Source organism: Bacteroidales bacterium (assembly GCA_018334875.1).
Taxonomy (GTDB): Bacteria; Bacteroidota; Bacteroidia; order Bacteroidales; family UBA12077; genus JAGXLC01.
In genome coordinates this window covers 1-24,083 of the sequence record JAGXLC010000039.1, presented here as the reverse complement: position 1 = coordinate 24,083, position 24,083 = coordinate 1, and the positions used below count along the sequence as shown (strand labels likewise).

The window sequence follows — 24,083 nt, the reverse complement described above, 5'->3', positions numbered from 1 at the left end:
ATCATTTTGCTAATAGTTTAATCCTTGTGCACTTCATAAAATATCTTGTTTGGTTCTGGCTTGTCCAGGTTATGCTTTAAATTACCCTTCTCAATTTACAGGAAAGGACAAATTACTGAAATCGATTAGCCCCGTTGGGTCTTTCGGGGTTCCACAATATAATAAGGTAGTCGTGCGAAACCCGCATCTGGAAACCTTTACAAAAAGAACACGATTAACATGCGGGTTCCAGTACGCCATGAGGCGTGCACTAAACTATAAAACCAAGTAATATGAAAGGATTACACAGGCCAATTTGTCGTTCAGCCTGAAGCAGCTATGAGGTGCGGGGAGGAAACGAACCGTTCTAAGTTCATAGTAAGCGGTTATGTAAGCCGTAACGCAAGTGAACCCAGTTAGGCTTCGTTAAGCAAATCTGCAGTGGTCAGCCCGCTGGAACCGGTGAAACCTGAAACATACCGTGAAGAAACGACAAGTTGCAACGGTATGGCTGCACGGAGTAAGATGGGACGGCGTGCATAACAATGGAAGTGCATGAACATGGGAAGCCCTAACGCAGGCCTTTTGGCCGAGGTCAGGCGAGGGTGGCGGAGATGCCCGTAGTACTGATGATAGACAAGACAACACAACTTGACAGGAGGGAAGGGGCATTACTGTTAACAACGTTTCAGACAATGAAAGTATGACAGAATTGAAGAATACAAGTAATCAGGAAAATGTCCAACGGGAGATCGACCGTTTATCGCAAAAGAAGCGAAAGGAACGAAGCTCTCAGGAAAAGGTACGTTTGTTGCAACTGAAACTATATCAAAAAGCCAAGCAGGAAAGCGGCTACAGATTTTACATTTTGTATGACAAGATCCGTGTACCCTATATATTGGAAGAAGCATACAAGAGATGTAAGAAAAACGGTGGCAGTCCAGGAGTAGATAAGCAAACCTTTGCTGATGTGGAAGAATATGGGGTCAAGAAGTTTCTGACAGAGATAAGGCAAGAACTTCGTACTCGGAAATACCGACCACGGGCAGTAAGGAAGAAGATGATAGAGAAGGCAAATGGAGGACAGCGACCACTGGGGATACCGACCATAAAAGACAGGGTAGTGCAACAAGCCTGTAAGATGGTCATAGAACCAATATTTGAAGCCGACTTTGATAATTTATCCTATGGATTCCGGCCCAAGCGGTCAGCTAAGGGAGCCATAACCGAAATTCGGGATAACCTCAAAGCAGGGAAATATGAGGTATATGATGCCGATCTAAGTAAATACTTTGATACTATTCCTCACGATAAACTGGAGATCGCTTTGAAAGAGCGGATAGCCGACCCCCGGGTACTGTACCTGATTAAGCTGTGGCTAAAATCGCCCATAGCTGAAGAAGATGGGACGTACACGGGAGGAAAAAGGAATAAGAAAGGCACACCACAAGGAGGAGTCATATCACCACTATTAGCTAATATATACATGAACATCCTTGACAGGATAGTAAACAAAAAGGATGGGTACTTTAGCAAAAGTGGGATTGAGATGATACGGTATGCAGATGATTTTATTCTGATGTCACGACATATAAAACAGGAACTAATCAATAAGCTGCACACCTACCTGCGACGGATGGAACTAACCATCAACACGGAGAAGAGCAAGAAAATCAATGCGAAGGAGACCTCTTTTGACTTCTTAGGCTTTACTTTCAGAAATGATCGGAGTTTCTTCAATAAGAATAAGAGATATATCCGGATAGAACCGAAAGCAAAATCGCAGAAGAAGATCAGACAAAAGATAAATGAAGTGCTCAAACGCATTGGACATTATCGACCCGAGGAGGTGGTAGAAGAACTAAACCCGATAATTAGGGGATGGATGAATTACTATAAGATCGATAAGGTAAGTCATACACAACTAGCTTTTAGGAAGCTGGACGGATATTTGAGAGAAAGGCTTTATCGATACTATGATCGCAAGAGTCAGAGAAAGACGAACTTTTATGGCCAGAAAGCATTCAGGTTATTAGTCAGTGAGTATGGACTAATAGAGCCTTACAAGTCCTCTGGATTGCGACCTGCGTATGTTTGCGATGAAATTAACAGGAAAGCCGTATGCGGGAAAACCGCACGTACGGTTTGACGAGGGGGCTACAGAGCAGAGAACTCTGCTCTGTACTCTACTCTACTGGTAATACAAGCAAAGTTTGTAATTTTGGTATATAAATCAATTTGAAATTCAATTTTTTAATAAACTGGTACACTAATGAAATTTTCCCGGATTTATATAATTGTTCTGGTGTTGTTGGTAGCTGCAGCCGGTTATTTGTTTTTGAAGGATCAAAGCAGTACATTGGATCCGGGTTCGTCTGATTTCAGTCTGGGAAAGAGTGAGGTAGCTGGTTTGGACTCCATTCTGTTAAGTAAGAATACGGAAACCGTTAAATTGTATAAGCACCATGACAGGTGGTACCTGAATCAACAGTTGTATGCACAGGAAAAGAATGTACAACAACTGTTGAATGTATTTCAGGACCTGCGTGTTGAAGCCCCGGCCCGAAAATCAAACCGGCAGGAGCTTTTGGAGACCATTCGCAAAAATCCCATTCATGTTAAAATATATAGCGGGGGCAGCTTGGTAAAGAATTTTCTGATTGAAGACAGCCCCCAGAAGAAGGGAACCTCTTATATGATGATGGAAAACAGCAATGAACCCTTTATTATGGATTTACCGGGTTATGATGGAGATTTGGCGGATCTTGTCAAAGTTGATGTAAATTATTGGCGTGATAAAACGTTATTTGATTACTCCGGACTTGATATAGAGCGCATTAAGGTTGTTTATCCCTCTGATATGAAGCAATCATTTGATTTAAGCTATGTTGAAGATGAATTTAGATTGCAGTCTCTTGCGGATGATCAATATATTGAAGATTTTAACAGCTCCAGGGCAGCCAGATATTTCAGCTACTTCCGCAATGTAAGGTTTGAGCAGGTTGTATCGGATGACCCCCATCTGAAGGATTCCCTGATGAAAACCACGCCATATTGTACGATTGAAATCCTGGATGAGAATAACAATCGCAGTAAACTCTATACTTACAGGAAAAAGTCGGAAGGAGATGCTGATCCCTTTGGCCAGAAAAGCAGTTATGATCTTAATCTCCTGTATGGCCGTTTTGAAGACGTTGAGGAAATTCTGTTGATAAAATATACTGAATTTGACCCATTGTTAAAAGAAATTGATTATTTTCGGCAAAATAATTATTCCGGTTAATTCTTTGATTTATAATTGTATAATAGGTGGTTTAATGGTTATAATCAGAAATGTAAATTCAAAATAAAGGAAAGATGAAATTTGTAATATCCAGCACTGAGTTATTGAAACATTTACAATCTATAGGAAGGGTTATCAGTACCAAGAACACATTACCCATACTCGATAATTTTCTTTTTGATCTGAGTGGGAATGAACTGAAAATTACAGCATCAGATTTGGAAACCACATTGGTCACCACTATCGATCTGGAGAATGTTACTGATGAGGGCCAGATTGCCATTCCTGCCAGAATATTAATGGATATGCTCAAGGAGTTTCCCGAGCAACCCCTTACATTTAATATCAATATGGAATCATTGGGTATTGAGCTAAATTCCGAGAACGGCAAGTTCAATATTGTGGGTCAGAATGCGGAAGATTTTCCTCAAGTACCGGAGATCAAAAGCGAACAGGAAACTCAGATTCAGTTGTCCTCGGAATTGATGTTTCAAGGAATTGATAAAACCATTTTTGCTACCGCCGAGGATGAGTTAAGGCCTGTGATGAATGGCATCTACGTGGAACTTGCTAATGACAACATTACTTTTGTGGCCACCGATGCACATAAGTTGGTTCGCTACAGAAGGCAGGATGTTTCTCCCGGTCAGGAATCTTCATTTATTTTCCCAAAAAAACCAGCTTCTTTGTTGAGGAATATTTTAAGCAGAGAAGAAAGCCAGGTTGAAGTTCGCTTTGATGATAAGAACGTTCAGTTTGTTCTGCCCAAATATAAAATCATTTCCAGATTAACGGAAGGCAATTATCCGAATTACGACAGTGTAATTCCTTCAGATAATCCATTCAGGCTTACCATTGACCGCCTGGATTTTTATAATACCGTTAAAAGGGTGTCTGTATTTTCCAATCAGGCCAGCAATCTGATAAAACTTAGTCTGGAAGGCAACCAGCTTACCGTTTCGGCACAAGACATTGACTTTTCCGTCTCCGGCCGTGAAACATTGAACTGTCAGTATGAAGGGGAGAACATGGAGATTGGTTTTAAGTCATCCTTTTTGCTTGAGATCCTTTCTAATTTAAATGCCCGTGAGGTGCTGATTGAATTATCCGATCCTTCCCGGGCCGGTTTGCTGTATCCCGCCGAGAAAGAAAATGAGGATGAAGACATTCTTATGCTTCTGATGCCCATGATGGTTGAATCAGAAAGTGAAGAGCAAGAAGCCTGAGGGGTCTGAAGAAAGGCTGAGAAAATGGCCTACGGATCATAGAGATAAGGGCATTAGCTAAGCACCAAAACAATTTATAGGATTTATTATTTATGGAGTTGAAACTTGATAAACCCATTGTTTTTCTGGACCTGGAAACCACAGGGACCAATATTGTAAAAGATCGTATTGTAGAAATCTCTCTTTTAAAGATTCACCCCAACGGGAAACAAGAGAGCAAAACCATGACAATCAACCCTACCATTCCCATTGATCCCAAATCAACGGAAATTCATGGTATCTCAGATGAGGATGTTAAGAATGCACCTACATTTGCTGAAGTGGCAAAGGAAGTACAGCAATTCATTGAAGGCTGTGATCTGGCCGGATTTAATTCAACCCGTTTTGACTTACCCCTTTTGGCAGAAGAATTTCTCAGGGCGGATATTGAATATGACCTGAAACGGCACAGGTTTATCGATGTACAGGTTATTTTTCATAAGATGGAAAAGCGAACCCTTGCTGCAGCCTATAAATTTTATTGTAAGAAGGATCTCACCAATGCTCACAGCGCTGAAGCCGATACTCAGGCTACCTATGAAATACTCAAGGCCCAGCTTGAGCATTATGATTCATTGAATAACGATATGGATGAACTCGCTGAGTTTTCTTCCCACAACAAAAATGTGGACCATGTCGGAAGGATCATATATGATGAAAAGGGGAGGGAGGTTTTTAATTTTGGAAAATACAAGGGTCAATCCGTGGAGAAAGTACTCTCCAAAGATCCGGCGTATTATGGATGGATCATGAACAATGAATTTCCGCTTTATACCAAGAAAATTTTGACTTCCATTAAATTGAGGATGTTTAAGCAGTAGGGATTATGAAGATTATATGTATTGGCAGGAATTATGCTGAGCATGCAAAAGAATTCGGCGATGAAGTTCCCGATAAACCTGTATTTTTCCTAAAACCCGATACATCCCTTATCATCAGAAACCGTCCTTTTTTTTATCCTGGATTTTCCGATGAAATTCACTATGAAACTGAAATTGTACTTAAAATAAACCGGCTAGGAAAAAATATCAGTAAAAAGTTCGCCCATCGGTATTATAAAGAGATGACCGTTGGCATTGACTTAACAGCCAGAGATCTTCAACGGGAATGTAAGAAGCACGGGCATCCCTGGGAGATAGCCAAAGCATTTGGGGGTTCGGCTCCACTTGGAAAATTCGTCAATAAGGAGAGGTTTGGGGATATTTACAATCTTAATTTTGGCCTTCAGATCAATGGAGATGTCAGGCAGTCAGGGAATACAAAGGATTTGATATTCGACTTTGAAGATTTGATCTCCTACATATCCCGCTTTTTTACACTTAAGATGGGTGATTTGATTTTTACGGGAACTCCTGCAGGAGTTGGACCGGTTCAAATTGAGGACCGGCTTACGGCTTATATTGAAGATAAAATTTTGCTTGATTTTCGGATCAAATAATTATTCAAATAGCTATTGGAAGCCCGTCAGGTAAACTGATCCATGCTGTCATTCCGGAAATGGTTATGTTCTTTGATGATTTGGTCTTTAAAACTTTGAATGTATTCTGAATCAATGGGATTTAATAAATCAGTCAGGCTGCTGTTATTTTGCCGGTTTTCGATATTGTTTCGAATGTGCCGAAGCATGTTTCCGGGATGGTTGTTTGAAGCGGGAGACGGGTTTACAGACTTGTAAAAATCCACCAATGATTCATATCTCTGTCGCTGTTGCTCAACCAGTACTTTAAAATGGTAAAATTCCCTGCTAAAATGCAGGAAGCGGCGATCTGCATTGTTGAGCACTTTATCGGAAATATCTTCAATATTGGTGTTTCGAAGCAGGTAGATTTCCGCATACCTTACAACCCCTATAAAACCGAAGGCATCCAGATCATCGGCAGTACTGAGAATAGCCAGAAGGGAGGGCTTGCCTTTGCGGGTTAACGTTTGGTTGTATTGTTTGTCGTCGTGTTTTTCAATTGCCTCCAATGCAGTTGACAAATCTGCGGATTGATTCAGTTTGTGAGACTCAATAAATTCTCTGCATATATCGGCTCCTGCCTTACCATGCCATTCATCAAGCGTTTGAGTCAGCCCCACATCGTGAAACAGGGAAGCCAGCATCAGATTGGTAAGTTCATGGTTGTTGAAAACAACTCCTTTCCCTTCAAGGTGAGCAAGTATGATTTTTACAAATTGCCAAACTCTATAGTGATGCCAATGATCATGTGAGGGCAAATGGATTCCGGAAAAAGAAGTTCTTAGCTGAGCGAATAACAATTCCATCCAATCCGATTCGAGTGCATTTAATTTTTTCTTCAGTTGATCCATCTCGAGTGTCTGTCAAGCATAAAAAAAAGCAGAAAAAATTTTTCTGCTTTTTTTAAAAGTGGATTGTGACTAGTTCTGTAGATCACCTTCTTCCTGTGCAATTTTCATGGCCATATTGAGTATCGTCGGATCATCAATGGTAACTGCTCCTCCGTCAGGTCCTGGTCCGAAATGAATCCCTACACTTTCACCGTGTTCATAATTGCTTGCTCCAAAGTAATTTCTGACGGTTTCTTCTTTAATGTTTAACCTTTCCGCGATATCTTTGATAGCACCGTGCGGAAGACTGTCCTTGATTTTCCTTAACTCATTGAATGTTATTGTCATAATAAAGATCTTTTGGTTTAAGAAATTCCAGTAAAGTTAAAAAATTTATAAGACAATTTGAACAAATTATTAATTTTTGTAGAGTAAAATTATGATCTTGCTGTCTTTTTTGATTAAACGGCAAATTTTTAGAGATTCAATGAAGATTCATGCTTAGAAAGAATCAGGATAAAACTTTTTGAGTATATTTGGGTGTTTTAAGAAAACAGGGAGTATATGAAAGGTCACAGTGAGAAGAATTTCGCAATTATTGGAGTTGCGGGCTATGTAGCCGTCAGGCATCTGAGGGCTATTAAGGAAACCAGTAATAATCTGGTTGCAGCTTTGGATAAGTTTGACAGTGTAGGGGTAATAGATGATTATTTTCCTGAAGCAGATTTTTTTGTCGAGTATGAACGTTTTGATCGTCATCTGGATAAGCTGAAGCGAAAAGGCGTATATATCGATTACATCAGCATCTGTACTCCCAATTATTTACATGATTCCCATATACGATTTGCTTTACGGCAGGGAGCTGATGCCATATGTGAGAAACCCGTAGTTTTAAACCCCTGGAATCTGGATGCCCTTATTGAGATAGAAAAGGAAACCAACCGGAAAGTTAATAACATTTTGCAATTGCGGCTACATCCATCGATTATGGAGTTAAAAAATAAGATCGATCAGGGACCGAAAGATAAAGTCTATGATATAGATTTGACCTATATTACTTCCCGTGGAAACTGGTATTTTATTTCCTGGAAAGGAGATGAACAAAAATCAGGTGGAATTGCCACCAATATTGGTGTACATTTCTTCGATATGCTTACCTGGATTTTTGGAGATGTTAAACAAAATCTGGTACATATTTACCGGCAAGATAAGGCCGCCGGATATCTGGATCTGGAAAAAGCCAGGGTAAGGTGGTTTTTGAGTGTGGATTATAATGATTTACCTGAAAATTATAAAGAAGAAGGAAAGAGAACCTACCGTTCTATTTCTGTTGATGGTGAAGAAGTGGAATTCAGCGGTGGTTTTACCGATCTTCATACTTTGAGTTATGAAGAAATATTAAAAGGCAATGGCTTTGGTCTGGAAGATTCCAGAAAATCCATCGAAACCGTTTATACCATTCGGAATGCCACCCCTATTGGTTTAAAGGGCGAGTATCATCCATTATGTAACAATTTAAAATAAAATATTGCTCCATGAACATTTACGATAAGCTTATAGCCAAAGAAGAAAAAATTGCTGTAATAGGATTAGGCTATGTAGGTCTTCCTATTGCTCTTGAATTTGCCAGGAAAGTACCTGTAATTGGTTTTGACATTAATGAAGAAAGATTGGAAATGATCAAAAACGGTCAGGATCCCAGTAAGGAACTTCCTTATTCGGCTTTTGAGGGTTGCGAAATAGAATACACTTCCAGTATTGAAGATCTCAAAAAGGCCAAATTTTATATTGTTACAGTTCCCACCCCAATTAATGAACATAATGAGCCGGAATTGGCCCCGCTTCTTGGGGCAACCAAAACGGTCGGTAAAGTGCTCAAGGAAGGTGATTATGTAGTGTTTGAATCAACCGTATATCCGGGAGCCACTGAAGAAGATTGTGTTCCGGTTCTGGAACGCGAGTCCGGTTTAAAATTCGGGGATGATTTTAAAGTAGGATTCTCCCCCGAACGTATCAATCCGGGAGATAAGGCTCATACATTGGTTTCTATAAAGAAGATCACGTCAGGGTCAGATGTTGAGGCAGCCGACAACATCACAAAAGTATATCAGTTGATCATTAAGGCAGGTATTCATGAGGCCAGCTCGATCAAAGTGGCGGAGGCCGCAAAGGTTATTGAGAATGCCCAGAGAGACCTGAATATTGCATTTATGAATGAGCTCTCTATCATCTTTAACCGTATGAATATCAATACTTATGAAGTAATAGAAGCTGCAGCCACCAAATGGAACTTTCTCAAATTCTATCCGGGGCTTGTAGGAGGTCACTGTATCGGAGTGGATCCCTATTATCTTACCTATAAAGCCCGTGAACTGGGGTATCATGCTCAGGTTATTCATGCCGGCCGTTTCGTAAACGATTCGATGGGCAGATACCTTGCCAAGCAGGTAGTAAAGAAATTGATTGCAAAAGATAAAAATCCCAAATCTGCCAGGATATTGATATATGGTGCCACCTTTAAGGAAAATGTCAGTGATATCCGCAATTCCAGGGTAATTGATGTGGTGGATGAATTGCGTTCCTTTGGGATCAATGAAATAGATGTTATGGATCCGCACGCTTCTTCACAGGAAATCAAAGAGGAATATGACATTGATCTTGTCAATGGAGACGAGGGGCCGTATGATGCCCTTATTATGGCAGTGCCTCATAAAGAGTATGCAGATCTTACCGAAGAAGATTTTCTTGCCAAAGCTTCCGATGGAGCCCTCTTTGTTGATGTTAAAGGTATTTACAGGGATAAGATCAGCAAATTGGATTATTGGAGTCTTTAATGGTTTGTTTTTTGGCACTTTTGATTGAAGTGTCCTGTTTTTACTTTTAATCGAAGAAAAGCCGGATCAGTCAAATGTGACTGATGTGGCGGAGCTGTAAAAAAATAATACGTCTTAGCTATGAAAATATTGGTAACCGGAACGGCAGGTTTTATAGGTTTTCATCTTGCACAAAAACTAATTGCCAGGGGTGATGAAGTGGTTGGACTCGACAACATCAATGACTATTACGAACCATCCCTAAAATACGATCGGATGGGAGAGACGGGAATTGAGCAAAGCGCGGTTGAATACAACAGATTGATAAAAAGCACAAAATATTCCAATTATCGTTTTATAAAGCTTGAGTTGAAAGACAAAGACAATTTGTTTCAGCTTTTTGAACATGAAAAATTTGATCGGGTGTGTCATCTTGCAGCACAGGCGGGGGTCAGATATAGCATAACCCATCCTTATGCCTATCTTGACAGCAATATGATTGGGTTTATGAACATACTGGAAGCTTGCCGCCACAATAAAACAGAACATTTGACCTACGCAAGCAGCTCCAGTGTTTACGGTATGAATGAATCCATGCCTTTTTCGACACATGATAATGTGGATCATCCCATAAGTCTTTATGCAGCAAGTAAAAAAAGCAATGAATTGATGGCTCATACCTATAGCCATCTCTATAGCCTGCCTACAACCGGCTTGCGTTTTTTTACCGTTTATGGACCCTGGGGCCGACCGGATATGGCCCTTTTTCTTTTTACAAAAGCAATTCTCAACAATCAGCAGATCGATGTTTACAACAACGGGAATATGCAGCGCGACTTTACCTATATTGATGATATCATTGAGGGGGTTATTCGGGTAATCGATCATCCGCCTTCCGGCAACCCTGACTGGAACGGAGAATACCCTGATCCTGCCTCTTCCCCGGCTCCCTACAGAATTTACAACATCGGAAACAATAACCCTGTGCATCTTATGGATTTTATCCGGGCCATAGAAAAAGAAACGGGCAGGGAAGCAAAGAAAAATTTTATGCCCATGCAGCCTGGTGATGTGTACAAAACCTGGGCCGATGTCAATGACCTGATTGAGGATTTTGGTTACAGACCCCGGACCGATATTCGCGAAGGAGTGAAAAGATTCGTCGAATGGTTCAAGGCGTATTATAACGTTTGAAAACCAGATAATGACAAAAATGTTCAGTTTGAACGGTTCAAAAGTTGTTGTTATCGGCGGTGCAGGTTTCATTGGCAGTTTCGTGGTCAGGGAGCTGTTGAAGGAAGATGTGAGGGAAGTCATCATATACGATAATTTTGTCCGGGGGAACATGGATAATATTCGGGAACCTCTGAAGGATAACCGTTGTAAAATATTTCAGCATGGGGGAGATATACGGGAAACCGATATATTGAATGAAGCTTTGGGAGGGGTGGATTATGTTTTTCATCTGGCTGCATTGTGGCTGTTGCATTGCAGGGATTATCCAAGGACAGCTTTTGAGGTGAATATCAAAGGTACCTTTAATGTATTGGAGGCATGTATCTACAATAATGTTAAGAAGCTGGTATATTCCTCTTCCGCCTCTGTATATGGCGATGCTTTGGAAATTCCTATGACTGAGGATCACCCTTACAATAACCGCAATTTTTACGGAGCTACTAAAATTTCGGGAGAAGCCATGTGCAGATCGCTTTGTGACCGATACGGTCTGAATTATGTAGGATTGAGGTATATGAATGTATATGGGCCGCATCAGGATCAGCAATCAGCATACAGCGGGGTAATCCCGATTATGCTGAACAAAATTGATGCGGGTGAAACTCCTGTAATTAATGGCGACGGTTCTCAGGCTTATGATTTTGTTTACGTGGAAGATGTTGCCCGGGCAAATGTTTTTGCTTTAAAATCTTCTTCAACGGATGATTTTTACAATGTGGGTACCGGTGTTCAGACTTCCGTCAGTCAGCTCTGTGATACCATTCTGAAATTGAAGCAGTCTAATTTGGAAGTCTTATACAAGCCCTATTCCGGGGAGGATGACCGGAAACTGGTAAAGCACCGGATTGGCTCCACAGAAAAGGCAGAGAAAGGAATTGGATTTCGCTACAAATATGATTTGGAAACAGGATTGCAGAAACTTATTCGATGGAGGGATGTTGGTGAACTCTATTGATTACAAAAGATGAAGACAAGAAACGTTAATGTTTGACCAGATAAGAATTTCATGATCGCTCAATAATCCACCCACTCTATCACTCTATCATGCAATCAATCAATCAATCATCCAATCATCCAATCATCCAATCAATCATTTATTTATTTATTTATTCCCATTCGCATTTATATAGTTGAATTCAGAAAAGGAATGGCTTTCTAAAATGTATATCCCCATCACCAAACCTTATATTTCCGGCAGGGAATACGAACTCATAAAGGAATCGCTGGATTCCGGATGGCTGGTTCAAGGGCCTAAGGTGAGGCAGTTTGAAGAAAAGATCGCACATTTTACGGGTGCCCGGTATTCAGTAGCCGTTAGCAGTTGTACCTCCGGACAGTTCATTATGTCGAGAATATTGGATATTAAACCGGGTGATGAAGTGATTCTTCCTGCCTTTACATGGATCTCCACGGCCAATGCCGTTGAATTTCTGGGTGCCAAACCTGTATTCTGTGATATATCGCTGGATACATTTAATATCAATACGTTTTTAATAAAAGACCACATCACTACCTCTACGAGGGCCATCTATCCTGTATCCCTTTTCGGACTTGTTCCGGATATGCCTGAAATAAGTCATATTGCTGTGAACCATAATATAAGGATTGTGGAGGATTGTGCCTGTAGTTTGGGATCTCGTCTGGGTGGTATGCATTGTGGACTGTTCGGTGATGCCGGTATATTATCATTTCATCCCAGAAAATCAATTACAACAGGGGAAGGAGGCATGATCATTACCAATTGGGAAAATGTTGATCGTATGGCCCGGAGCCTGAGAGATCATGGTGCGGATATGAGTGATCATACCAGGCATATCGGAAAGAAGAGTTTTCAGATGAGTGCATATCAATGGCTGGGATATAACATGCGTATGACTGATTTACAGGGAGCAATGGGAGTTGCTCAGATGGAAAAGCTCGAGGAGATAGTGGATATAAGGCTGCAATTGGCCCGTGAATTCAATGATCGCCTGTCCCATATTAACTGGTTAAAATTACCCGCTTTTCCAGGAGGATATCAACATACCTACCAGACGTACTGTACTCTTTTTAAACCTCAGGAAACCTATAACGCACTGGAAAAAAAGGATGCCAATCAACTGGATAAACTCCATGAAGAAAGAAATACCCTGATGGGCAAGCTGGAAGAAAAGGGTATCATGACCAGGCCCGGAACCCATTCGGTACCCATGCAGAAGCTATATCAGGATATCTATGGATACCATAAAATGGATTTTCCCAATGCCTATGCTGCCGACAGGCTTACCATTGCCTTGCCTTTTTATCCCGGCATGACAGAGGAGGAAAAGGATTACTTGTTTGAGCAACTCAATAAAGTCGCACCTTGATGTGTGGGATAGCAGGAATATTTAATTATTATAAAGCGCCACTTCCTGAAGGCATTCTGGAGAAAATGACCCGGATGATTAAGCACCGGGGACCGGATGATGAGGGATTCTGGAAGGATGGTTTCATTGGGTTTGGCCATCGGAGGCTGGCAATCATAGATCTTACCTCTGCCGCACATCAGCCTATGATAAGCCATGACGGCCGTTATGTGATTAATTACAATGGCGAGATCTATAATTTCAAAGAAATTAAGAAGGAGCTTGAAAGGGAAGGCTACTTTTTTTATTCTTCTTCGGATACGGAAGTGGTATTAAATGCATGGAGTTGTTGGGGCAAAGAATCTTTGACCCGATTCAACGGCATGTTTGCTATGGCTATCTGGGACAGACAGAACAATACACTGGTACTTGGAAGAGACCGGTATGGGGTAAAGCCATTATATTACCGGGACGATGGAAAGAAGTTGATATTTGGTTCTGAAATCAAATCAATCCTTCAACATCCCGATTATCAGGTGGAAGTATCGAATGAAGCATTAAATGAATATTTTACTTTCCAGAATGTGTTTTCGGATCGTACCCTTTTCAAAGGAATCAGAACAGTCCCCTCGGGTACCTTCTTGGAGTATTGCCTTGAGAAGGGCAGGAAAAACTTTGAGAGGTACTGGGATTTTCAATTTGAGGATAATGAGCTCTTTGCTTCCGAGGAGGAATATATTGAGGAACTGAACCGCCTTTTTCATAAAGCCGTTAACCGTCATTTATTCAGTGATGTGGAAATCGGCTCATATCTTAGTGGAGGTACCGATTCAGGAGCCATTACCAGCATTGCTTCACAAACTTTTCCCGATCTGAAAACCTTTACTGCCGGCTTCGACCTTTCCTCAGCCTCGGGTCTGGAGATGGCCTTTGATGAGAGAAACAAAGCAGAATATCTTTCAAACCAGTTTAAAACCGAACAGTATGAGGTGGTATTGAAGGCCGGGGATATGGAAAAGGTTATGCCGGCGCTTACCTGGCATCTTGAAGATCCCAGGGTAGGCCAGTGTTACCCCAATTATTATATCCACCGGCTGGCTTCGAAATTTGTTAAGGTTTCTCTTGGAGGTATAGGGGGTGATGAGCTTTTTGCCGGTTATCCGTGGCGTTATTACCGTACGATGGTTAATCATGACTTTGATCATTATATCAGTAAATATTATGATTATTGGTCTAGGCTGATAGCTGACGAGGAAAAACAAGATTTTTTTCATCCTTCTGTGTACCGGGATGTGGCTGGTTATTCCACAAAAGAAGTTTTTAAAACCGTTTTGAATAATCCCAACGGACCCTTATATTTAAATACCCCGGAACAGTACATCAATAATTCTCTTTATTTTGAAATGAAGACTTTTCTGCAGGGACTTTTACTGGTAGAAGACAAATTGAGCATGGCGAATGGTTTGGAGGTAAGGGTTCCTTTTTTGGATAATGATCTGGTAGACTTTGCCATGAAAGTGCCCGTGAGATACAAATTAAATAATTTAAAGGAGGTAACCCGCATCAATGAGAATGAGCCCGGCCCCAAAAGCCGGAAATATTTTCATCAGACCAATGATGGAAAGATTCTTCTCAGGAAAGTGCTCAACAAATATGTTCCTTTTCAATATGCCAACGGGATCAAGCAGGGGTTTTCCGCTCCTGATGCGAGTTGGTTCAAAGGAGAAAGCATTGACTACATCAAAAAACTTCTGTATAATCCAAAGGCCCGTATATATGATTTTATTCAGCCGGAAACGGCTATGAAAAAAATGGATGAGCACCTCTCGGGCAGAAAAAACAACAGGTTGCTAATCTGGTCTCTCCTAAGCTTTGAATGGTGGTTGAAAATTTTCCTTCCCTAAGCTCTTCCGAATGAAGCACCAGGCTCAAATTTTGAGGTTTTGTTTAATTGAATTACAAACATATAATCAAACTTTGTCCGAATGAAACCCGCATCCAGGAACCTTCGCAACAAGCACATGATTAACATGCGGGTTCCATGGTGATACACCCGGAATTGCTGAATTTGATATATAAATCGAATTGAAATTCAGTCTTTTAATAGACTGTTAGCCGAATGAAGTTGGAATTTCTTACATCCCGGTGGGAGCCTGCCTATGAGAGGTTTTTAAAAAGAGGGGAGAACACCCTTTTCTATTACTCGAATGGCTTTCGGAAGTTCTTAAGACGTTTGCTTTCCGTTGAGGATCATTACCTGATAATTGTCGAAGGAGGGGAAATCCTTGGCGCCCTGCCTGCCGTTTTGTGCCGTGGAAAGACAGGCACTTGTCTCAATTCTCTTGCATTTTTTGGGAGTAATGGTGGGGTGATTGAGTTTGACGGAAACCGGGAAGTTAGCCAGTCGCTGGTTAATGCGTTTTTTGATTTGGGCAAAAGCATGAACTGTCTTTCTGCTACAATAATCAGCAGTCCTTTAGCTGAGAATCGGGAATTGAGTATGGATTATGATTGCCTGGACGAGAGAATGGGCCAGATAAGCGATATTCGGGTTTTGTATGAAAACGAACCGGGGCATGCTATTGATCGTTTTGGTTCCTTTACACGCCGGATGATCCGTAAGGCCATGAAAAACGCTGTTGATGTACAAATAAAAAATGAGAAAAAGGCTTTTGACTTCCTTAAAGAAGTTCATTATGAAAATATGGATGAGATGAACGGAAAGACAAAGCCCGACTCCTTTTTTCATTTGGTAATGGATCATTTCATAGAAGGGCGGGATTATAATCTGTGGATGGCCTTTAAAGGTTTCCGCCCGGTTGCCGCTCTGTTGCTTTTCTATTTTAACCATACGGTAGAATATTATATTCCTGCCATTGTGAAGGAATATCGATCCATTCAGCCTTTAAGCCTGCTCATTTTCGAAGCCATGAAGGACGCTGCAGAAAGGGGATATTTCTACTGGAATTGGGGGGGTACGCATTTGAATCAGAATGGAGTATATCGCTTTAAGAAACAGTGGAATGCAGTGGATATACCTTATTATCATTATGTTAAGGTCTATGATGCTCAGTTGTTTTCTTTTTCCGAAGGAGTTATCAGGACGGAATTTCCATACTGTTATCTCCTGCCTTTTAATGAATTAATTTCTTAGATAATCCGGTAGTATGCGGATATTGTTCATAGGAAATCCGGGGAATACCGGGTTCAGATTTGTCAGATGGTTGAGAGAAAGAAATGTAGAAGCTGTTTTGGCAATACCATCCCGGCTTAAGGGTAAGAGAAATTTACCGGAATGGGAGGATGTTCAATTGGAAAGTAGCTATCCCCACTGGATTGTAAAATTTGCTGATTTTTTCCTGCCCTATATTTACCCGGGATTTCAACTCAGGAAACTGGCAGGAAATTTTGATATGATCCTAACCGCCGGAGAATATATAATTCCTTCCTTAATTTTAAATAAGCCGGTTGCCATTTTACCTGTCGGAGGTGATATGACCAGGCTTCCGTTTGGCAGTAAATCCCTTAAACAAGAAATCCATTCCTTGTTGTTCAGAAAACGCATTCATAAGGTAAGCAATATCATTACCGAACAGGAAGATATTGTGTGGGCTTCAAAATTACTGGGGCAGGGTGATAAAGTCATTCGTTTTCCTTTTTTGGTAGATGTTGATCAATTGCAGGAAAATGTAAACCATAGTTTACTGAATGAATTGAAAGACAGATATAATGGGTTGGATGGCATTGTTTTCCATCCAACCAGGAAAAATCTGGATCCCGGTAGAATAGATTATAAAGGGAATGATAAATTGCTGCGGGCATTTAAACAATTCAGAGCAGATTATCCTGAAAAGCAGGTTTTCATGGTAAGTGGATTACATGGCAGACATGTAGCCCGGTACAGAGAAATGGTTCAAGAACTGGGCATTGAAAAGTATGTGGAATTCATTGACCATTTGTCTTTACCTGATTTGCATGCCTATATGTCACTTGATCGTGTTGCTGTCTTTGATCAGTTTACCCATAATTTGAATACGCTTAGTGGAATACAGCGGGAAGCCCTGACCTTTGGAAAACCCGTGGTTTCGAGTACCGATACCAATTCCCGGGAATTCATTGAAGCTTATGGTAAGGGATGCCCGTTATGGACGGCATTTAACGAGGAAGAAATCTATCATAGCATGGAGCAGCTTTTTGATAAGCCTGCTGAAGAGTGGACGCAGATCAGTAATTCAGCCTTCAGGTGGACAGAAAAATACCTTCATTGGGAAAACCGTATTGATGAGTTTATTGGCATATTAAAACGAGCGCTTGAATCCTGATTAATGAAGTATTATCTCTGGAGTTTTCTGAATACAATATTAACCAGGGGTTTTGCCTTTATCTTTTCTATCATCCTGGGGAATCTATTGTTACCTGATGATCTGGGATTGTATGTTACCGTCATTCTGGTCATCACTTACTTTGCCAATATTTTATCTTTCAATTTGGGTAGTGGTATCATACAAAAACTCAACGATAAAAAGGAACAGGAATTTCGAAACCATTATTTTACTGCAGGTCTGTTATACATTCTGATGTTCTCTTTGGTTGGGGCTTTGATCTTTCTGCTCTTAAAAGACTTTATAGCACAAATATTCGATATATCAGATGCCGGGTATATTTTAAACCTGGCATTATTGCTTATTCCCTTAACCATGCTGCGGATGTTTTTTCAGCATATCCTGCAGAGTGAGATGGAGTTTAGAAAATTGACTTACATCAATTTAATTGCCGTTACAATTCAGATAGTTGTTGTCGTCATACTTGTATATTTGGGTTACAGCCTTAAAGGCGTGTTTTATGGTTTATACGCAGCAGAAATGCTGGGGTTGACACTTGCAGCTACCATTGTTTTCAGACGCTTCAGCCTTTTGGTCAGTAAAGAAACCTATCAGAAGGCATCTGGTCTGCTCAAGTTTAGTGGGATTATTTTTATCGGCTCGCTTGCTGTGTTGCTTGATAAACGAGTGGATATGCTCTTTGTGGCTCATTATATGGATAAATCGACAGTAGCTGTATACAATTATGCCCTAAAATTTTCACTTTTCTTTCTCCTCTTAGGGAACAGCTTTTCCAAAGTTACCTATCCCAGATTTACAAAAGCTTTTACAAATCATTCCACATTTACCCTGAGCCGGCTTTTTCGTTTTTCCATCGATTTTTCCTTTCTTTTCATAACCATAGCTTCCATGATATTTCTTTTCAACGCTGAATATATCATTGATTGGCTTCTGCCTTCCGATTATCTTGAAGTTCTGCCATTCCTGATGATATTGTTTATTGGCATTGTTCCAAAAGCCATTGTTTCTTCCACGGGTACAGTCTTTACGGCAAAAGGAATTCCATCAGTAAGTGCAAAGATTAACTGGGGGCTTCTTGCATTGAATGTGATTTTGAATATGTTGCTGATTCCCAGATATGGGCTTTATGGGGCTGCAATAGCGACCAGCACGACTTTTATATTGAAACCCGCTTTGGTTTTTTATTTGCTATCTGTAAAAACTGAGATAAGGTATGGCTATCCAAAACTGATTTTCGGTTTTTTTGTTTTTGTGGCATTTCTGTTGTTGGGTGAAGCTCTGACACATTTGTATATAAAGGAATTCCTGATTATACTGTATTCGCTTTATTGCGTGATTTATTTTCTTAAGAAAGAGGAAAAGGTTTATTTATATCAGCAATTAAGCCAGATTAACAGGCAGGTACTAAATTATATCCGATAGATATGAAAGCTCCGATATTCATATCTGGTTTGCGGAAGTCAGGAACTTCCCTGGTTAAGCATCTGCTTGACAGTCATTCGGAACTTTTTGTGTTTCCCCCGAATGAACTTCATTTTTTTGGATATTCATATCATCCTTCTCTTGTAAAAGACAAGCAGGCCAGTATAAGCAGTCCCCGGGAATTAATAAGACGGATTGCAGATAATTATTTTATTAAACGATTAATCCGGGAAACAGATTATTATCTCCCGCAGTTCGATTACGAAAAATTTATTGATTGCATAGAACAACATCCACCAGACAGCTATGAACAGGTGTATGAAAATTTATTCAGGGCCTTTTATCATGCATTAGGCAATACTTCTTCGTTAGAGCATCTGCGTTTTGTCTCTAAAACTGTGTTGGAAACAGAATTTTTTCCTGAGCTGTTGAATTGGTTTCCTGATTTAAAATTTATCTATGTGCTTCGCAATCCTTATGCCCATTATGTTTCTGCTGTGAAATCGCTACGGACGCATACCAGCCGGCAGAAAGGGCAAAAATATGAGGGCATGAAGCTATCCGCTATTGGGAACCCTTATCCGTACATCGGCCATGAGATCTATCGGATGAAGCATTCTTATTATTTTATGGAGAAATTTTCCCATCTGTATCCTGATCGTTTTTATGTACTGATTTACGATGAATTATTGAAAAACAGCAAAAAGGAAATGGAAAAATTATGTGATTTTCTGGGAATTCAGTTTGATCCGGTTTTGTTAAGACCCACGCTCCTGAATCAGTTTTGGCAGGGAAATAGCTGGCATTATTCTGATTTCACCGGTATTGATAAACGACCGATGAATAAGTGGAAAGAAGAGATTAGTAAAGTAGAGATCAGATTTTTGAACAAGTTTTTTGGTTCCTTTATCAAACGCTACTTTCATATGGAAGAATCAAAGGCTCCTGTTTGGAAGCCTCTGCATGTTTCAGAATATAAAATTACCAATTACCTTGCCAATCGAGTGCTGTACCATTCCCATATCACGTAATTGATGAATCAGCGGCTTTGTTTTTTAACATATCTGGCCCGCTCCGGTTCAACTTTGCTGGCCAGCGAACTGGACCAGTATAAATCAATAGGAGTCACCCTGGAAGAAAATCTTCCCGATGGTATAAAAAAGGGGAAACCGGTAAAAATTAAAGACAGCAAAGCTCTGGAGGATTATCTTGAGGAAATATACAGAGACAAAAAATTTCAGGCATGGGATATCGATAAATCCCGCTTGAAAGAGGCCATCTTGGGGAGTTATCCTTTCCCGTTGCGATATGGAGATATACTCAATGTCATTCATTATGTGTATTTTGCAGGAAATATGCCTGAAATGGTGATTCATAAACAGGGAAATTATTGTTTGCTCATCGAAAAGGTAAGAAAGGAATTTCCCGATGCCCTGTTTTTGTTTATTGATCGTGACCCGAGGGCTATACACAATTCCCAGAAAAAGAGCATCAATAGCATTTCAGAAAAATTTATGAATGCGGGAATTGTACGATTTGCCTTGACTTATAAACGAATGCAGGAAATTATTCGTCGTAAGGGCAATGATGCTTTTTTTTATACAATCAATTATGAAGACCTGATAAAATATCCTGATCAAGAATTAAAAAAAATTCTGGATTTTTTTCAAATAAAGTCTGCCGGAAAGAATACGAGCAAAAGCTATTTTTCCCGCATTCCCGTGCGACAAAAACATTTGCATCAGAATGTGCCGGAAAATCACAATTCTTCTGGAATAACCAGGTGGAAAGAAGAATTGGAGGATCACAGGATAGCTTTTCTTCAAACTGTTTTGAGAAGAGAACTTTTGAATAAGGGATTGGAATTTTTCTCCATGGATAAATTGTCTTTGAAGCACAAGGGGATTGTTTTTTACTGGCTTTTAAAATATCATTTTCTTTATATTCTGCTAAGAATGAGTAATTGGAATTATTTTTCTTTAAAAAGAGGTGCATTTAGAAAATTTGGTTATGGATAACGTGAGATAGAAGCTATGGGAACCTTTGATAAGCCTGAAAAAAGAACATTTGTTTTCTATACGGCCGGCGACTATATTCATACTCCTTCTACAGGCGGAACCAGACGATACCGGGAAATGCTGGAATACTTTCTTAAGGCGGGCGATGAGGTATATCTTTTGGCACCTGAAAATGTTGATATACAAAATCATCTCCATCTTCATCACATCCCAATCAAAACCTACCGGGCCAGGATTTTGCCCAATGGCCTGCTCAATTTTCTTTTGAACCGTAGATCTTTTCGCATTGTAAAGCAACTTAATGCAGACGGTGTAGTCTTATTTTCCGTACCTTATGCCATTCAGTGTATTTGGGCGGGACTAAAAAGTATCCATCTGTTTATCAGGGAGGATTACATGCAAAACATTCATTTTCGCAGCCAAATTAAAACGGGAGCCGTCCGTCACTTGATGGGATTTAAATTATTACTGTTTAAATTAATAGAAAAATTCACCTTAAAAAAATCCCAAAAAATTGTTGTACAAAGCACTTGTGCCAAAAACGCTTTAATGGACAGACATCCTGCTATCTGGAAAGCTCTGGAAAAAAAGACTTATGTATTGTACAACAATGTCAATACCAGTTGGATTCTGCACTATTCCGGTTATATCAGACAAATGCCCCTTCACCGGAGAGATGTTTATTATTTTGTTTTTGTAGGAACCATCAACAACCGAATAAAAGGGCTGCATCTTCTTTTAGAGGCTGCCCGGTATTTGCTGGATAAAGGTTATCCGTTACAGTTGGATGTCATCGGAGATGGAAAGTTAAAACCCGAATATGAACGAATGTATAAGGATTCTTCCGGAATTAAATTTCTGGGTCGGTTTGATGAGCCTATGAGGGTTTTATCCGGGTATGATTTATTGATTCTACCTTCCCTTTCAGATTCTTTTCCCAATGTGATTCTGGAAGCTCTGTTTCTTGAGATCCCTGTAATTGGATCATATGTAGGAGGTATTCCTGAGATGTTGTGTTATCCTGAACTGCTGTTTAAGCCGGAGGAAAAGAATCTGGCTGAAAAACTTCAGTATATCATTGAAAATGACGAGTTGGAGGATTTCCGGCAAAAATGTATTGAGCGAAAGAGGGCATTAACTTTTGACTGGGGGCGAAAGGCCAGAGAAATTGTTCGTCAATGAAAGTGCTATTTTTGGGAAATCCGGAAAGCGCTCATACCGTCAAATGGGTAAGAGCCTTAGCGAATAAAGGGATTCAGGTATATTTATTAAGTCTGAATCCAATTTCCGGGGATTTATCCGGCGGTTATTCCAATGTAAAGGTAAAAAGCCTGGGATTAAGCAACCGGTTTGTTATGCAGAAAAATCCCCGGCTTATGAAAATTATTTATCTAAGAATGTTGCCTGCTGTTAAGCGTGTCATTCGGTCTTTCCAGCCCGATATCCTCCATTCCCATTATGTTAGCAGTTATGGTGTTCTGGGAGCGCTTACCGGTTTCCATCCTTATGTAATTTCTGCGTGGGGATCAGATGTATACAAATTTCCATATGGTTCGTGGATTAATCGGGCACTGGTAAAATACTCATTAAAGCAGGCTGATGTCATCCTCTCGACCAGTAATAATATGGCTGCTCAGATAAATCAGTTTACCCATAAATCCGTGGAAATTATACCTTTTGGAATTGATACCGATGTTTTTTACTCAATTCCGGTAAAAAATGATAACAACACATTTGTGATCGGAACGGTAAAACATTTGAAGAAAATTTACGGAATTGATTTGCTTATCAAAGCTTTTTGGAAAATCGTGGATTGGAATCCCGGTTTGGATTTAAGGCTTTTGATTGTTGGGGAAGGAAGAGAAAGAAAATCTCTGGAAAATCTGGTAAATAGGCTTGGTTTAAAGCAGAAGGTAGAGTTTATTGGGAATGTGGAACCTGCCAGAATACCGCAATATATTAACAGAATGGATGTGTTTGTTGCGCTCTCTGTTGGGAGAGAAAGCTTCGGTGTGTCGGTGCTTGAGGCCGGGGCATGTCAGAAGCCTGTTGTAGTTAGCAATGTATCGGGGTTTACAGAGATTGTTCAAGACAATTATACCGGAATAGTGGTACCGGTAAATGACGTATTCAAGTCTGCTGAAGCCATTCACATGCTTATCCATAATGCTCCATTGAGAGAAGAACTCGGAAAGAATGCCCGTGATCATGTGGAGAAACATTACAGTTTCTATACCAGTATCAACACCATGCTCAGGATATATAACCAGGTATTAAAGTAAATGTCTCCTAAAAATAAACTCAGCAGGGTCAGATTGAATAACGTTCATTGGGAGTTATATCGAAGCACCCTTATACCAGCAGAACCACCCGACCGTCCTATTTTTCTGAAAAAGGAAGAATGTCATGAACTGTTTCATCTTACCAATGCCTGGTTGATAAGGTGGCCATCATGCTGGAACAAAAAAGAAGTTTCATCCTTCTGGTATATCATTAAGGAAAGTTATAATGGTTTTGGAGAATTCAGCCGGAATACCCGAAGCAAAATAAGAAGGGGTCTGAAAAGAAATGTTGTCCGGAGAATTGGAAGGGAAGAATTGAAGATTCAGGGTTATCCTGTTTATGAAGGAGCTTTTACAAGATATGATACATCCCGTAAATTAGCCAGGGATGAATTTTTATGGCGGATCGAAGGGTTGAATCCGGATCAATATGAGTTTTGGGGGGTATATCAGGGAACTGCTCTTGTTGCATATGCTGAGATCAGGCACATCAAGGATGTTATTAATACGAGCGTTATGAAATTTCATCCTTCCGGTTTAAAGGACTATTCCAGTTACGCACTATTTTATACACTTATAGAGCATTATCTGGGCAAACGCAAAATAAGGTATATAACAAACGGTGCCCGAAGTTTATCTCATGATACAAATATTCAGGGCTTTTTGATCGAAAAATTCAATTTCAGGAAAGCTTATTGTAAGCTGAATGTCTGTTATACAAGTTTTTTGGGTAATTTGGTTCGGGTTGCATATCCTTTAAGGAGCCTCATAGGAATGTTGCCAATTTGGCCCTTTGATAATCTCCATGCTTTATTGATGCAGGAAT

The 24,083-nt window shown here is 40.2% G+C and carries 21 protein-coding genes; 19 read left to right on the top strand and 2 right to left on the bottom strand.

The features are described 5' to 3' along the window. Positions 1-682 precede the first annotated feature (682 nt). From ltrA to KGY70_05390, 5 genes are all read left to right on the top strand, one after another. On the top strand, positions 683-2,128 hold the full coding sequence (gene ltrA / locus KGY70_05410) for a group II intron reverse transcriptase/maturase (protein MBS3774600.1): 1,446 nt from the start codon (positions 683-685) through the stop codon (positions 2,126-2,128). 123 nt (positions 2,129-2,251) lie between these two features. Further along, positions 2,252-3,262, top strand: a complete 1,011-nt coding sequence (locus KGY70_05405; protein ID MBS3774599.1) for a hypothetical protein — start codon at positions 2,252-2,254, stop codon at positions 3,260-3,262. Positions 3,263-3,336: 74 nt separating this feature from the next. Beyond that, positions 3,337-4,488 carry a DNA polymerase III subunit beta gene (gene dnaN, locus KGY70_05400; GenBank protein ID MBS3774598.1) on the top strand — a complete coding sequence of 384 codons (1,152 nt, stop codon included), beginning with the start codon at positions 3,337-3,339 and terminating at the stop codon, positions 4,486-4,488. 92 nt (positions 4,489-4,580) lie between these two features. Continuing rightward, positions 4,581-5,348, top strand: coding sequence for a 3'-5' exonuclease (locus tag KGY70_05395; protein MBS3774597.1), 768 nt, complete (start codon positions 4,581-4,583; stop codon positions 5,346-5,348). A 5-nt stretch (positions 5,349-5,353) separates the two neighbouring features. Beyond that, positions 5,354-5,965, top strand: coding sequence for a fumarylacetoacetate hydrolase family protein (locus KGY70_05390; GenBank protein MBS3774596.1), 612 nt, complete (start codon positions 5,354-5,356; stop codon positions 5,963-5,965). A gap of 26 nt (positions 5,966-5,991) precedes the next feature. On the opposite strand, the gene KGY70_05385 is transcribed toward KGY70_05390, so the two are convergent. After that, a complete protein-coding gene (locus KGY70_05385) occupies positions 5,992-6,837 on the bottom strand; it encodes an HD domain-containing protein (GenBank protein MBS3774595.1) in 846 nt (281 codons plus the stop codon). A 69-nt stretch (positions 6,838-6,906) separates the two neighbouring features. Further along, a complete protein-coding gene (locus KGY70_05380) occupies positions 6,907-7,167 on the bottom strand; it encodes a DNA-binding protein (protein ID MBS3774594.1) in 261 nt (86 codons plus the stop codon). A gap of 213 nt (positions 7,168-7,380) precedes the next feature. Between KGY70_05380 and KGY70_05375 the strand changes: the two genes are divergently transcribed. From KGY70_05375 to KGY70_05310, 14 genes are all read left to right on the top strand, one after another. Further along, positions 7,381-8,340, top strand: coding sequence for a Gfo/Idh/MocA family oxidoreductase (locus KGY70_05375; protein ID MBS3774593.1), 960 nt, complete (start codon positions 7,381-7,383; stop codon positions 8,338-8,340). 17 nt (positions 8,341-8,357) lie between these two features. Beyond that, the gene (locus KGY70_05370; GenBank protein ID MBS3774592.1) at positions 8,358-9,650 is read left to right on the top strand and encodes a nucleotide sugar dehydrogenase; all 1,293 of its coding nucleotides are present in this window, start codon (positions 8,358-8,360) and stop codon (positions 9,648-9,650) included. 120 nt (positions 9,651-9,770) lie between these two features. Next, positions 9,771-10,823, top strand: coding sequence for an NAD-dependent epimerase (locus KGY70_05365; GenBank protein MBS3774591.1), 1,053 nt, complete (start codon positions 9,771-9,773; stop codon positions 10,821-10,823). Positions 10,824-10,851: 28 nt separating this feature from the next. Further along, a complete protein-coding gene (locus tag KGY70_05360) occupies positions 10,852-11,820 on the top strand; it encodes an NAD-dependent epimerase/dehydratase family protein (protein ID MBS3774590.1) in 969 nt (322 codons plus the stop codon). A 205-nt stretch (positions 11,821-12,025) separates the two neighbouring features. Then, positions 12,026-13,213 (top strand): DegT/DnrJ/EryC1/StrS family aminotransferase, encoded by a 1,188-nt coding sequence (locus KGY70_05355; protein ID MBS3774589.1) that lies wholly within the window; start codon positions 12,026-12,028, stop codon positions 13,211-13,213. Continuing rightward, positions 13,213-15,096: an asparagine synthase (glutamine-hydrolyzing) gene (gene asnB, locus KGY70_05350; protein MBS3774588.1), complete on the top strand. Its 1,884-nt coding sequence runs from the start codon at positions 13,213-13,215 to the stop codon at positions 15,094-15,096. The genes KGY70_05355 and asnB overlap by 1 nt, the downstream gene beginning before the upstream one ends. Before the next feature lie 215 nt (positions 15,097-15,311). Continuing rightward, positions 15,312-16,346, top strand: coding sequence for a peptidoglycan bridge formation glycyltransferase FemA/FemB family protein (locus tag KGY70_05345; protein MBS3774587.1), 1,035 nt, complete (start codon positions 15,312-15,314; stop codon positions 16,344-16,346). 13 nt (positions 16,347-16,359) lie between these two features. Further along, positions 16,360-17,514, top strand: a complete 1,155-nt coding sequence (locus tag KGY70_05340; GenBank protein MBS3774586.1) for a glycosyltransferase — start codon at positions 16,360-16,362, stop codon at positions 17,512-17,514. Between the two features lie 3 nt (positions 17,515-17,517). Further along, the gene (locus KGY70_05335) at positions 17,518-18,957 is read left to right on the top strand and encodes an oligosaccharide flippase family protein (GenBank protein ID MBS3774585.1); all 1,440 of its coding nucleotides are present in this window, start codon (positions 17,518-17,520) and stop codon (positions 18,955-18,957) included. Between the two features lie 2 nt (positions 18,958-18,959). Then, the gene (locus KGY70_05330) at positions 18,960-19,988 is read left to right on the top strand and encodes a sulfotransferase (protein MBS3774584.1); all 1,029 of its coding nucleotides are present in this window, start codon (positions 18,960-18,962) and stop codon (positions 19,986-19,988) included. A 3-nt stretch (positions 19,989-19,991) separates the two neighbouring features. Beyond that, positions 19,992-20,975 (top strand): sulfotransferase, encoded by a 984-nt coding sequence (locus KGY70_05325; protein MBS3774583.1) that lies wholly within the window; start codon positions 19,992-19,994, stop codon positions 20,973-20,975. Positions 20,976-20,990: 15 nt separating this feature from the next. Continuing rightward, entirely contained in the window at positions 20,991-22,157 is a 1,167-nt protein-coding gene (locus tag KGY70_05320) for a glycosyltransferase family 4 protein (protein MBS3774582.1), read from the top strand. Next, entirely contained in the window at positions 22,154-23,257 is a 1,104-nt protein-coding gene (locus KGY70_05315) for a glycosyltransferase (GenBank protein MBS3774581.1), read from the top strand. Before KGY70_05320 ends, KGY70_05315 begins: the two co-directional genes overlap by 4 nt. Before the next feature lie 33 nt (positions 23,258-23,290). Then, a partial coding sequence (locus KGY70_05310) for a hypothetical protein (protein MBS3774580.1) occupies positions 23,291-24,083 on the top strand: 793 nt, incomplete at its 3' end.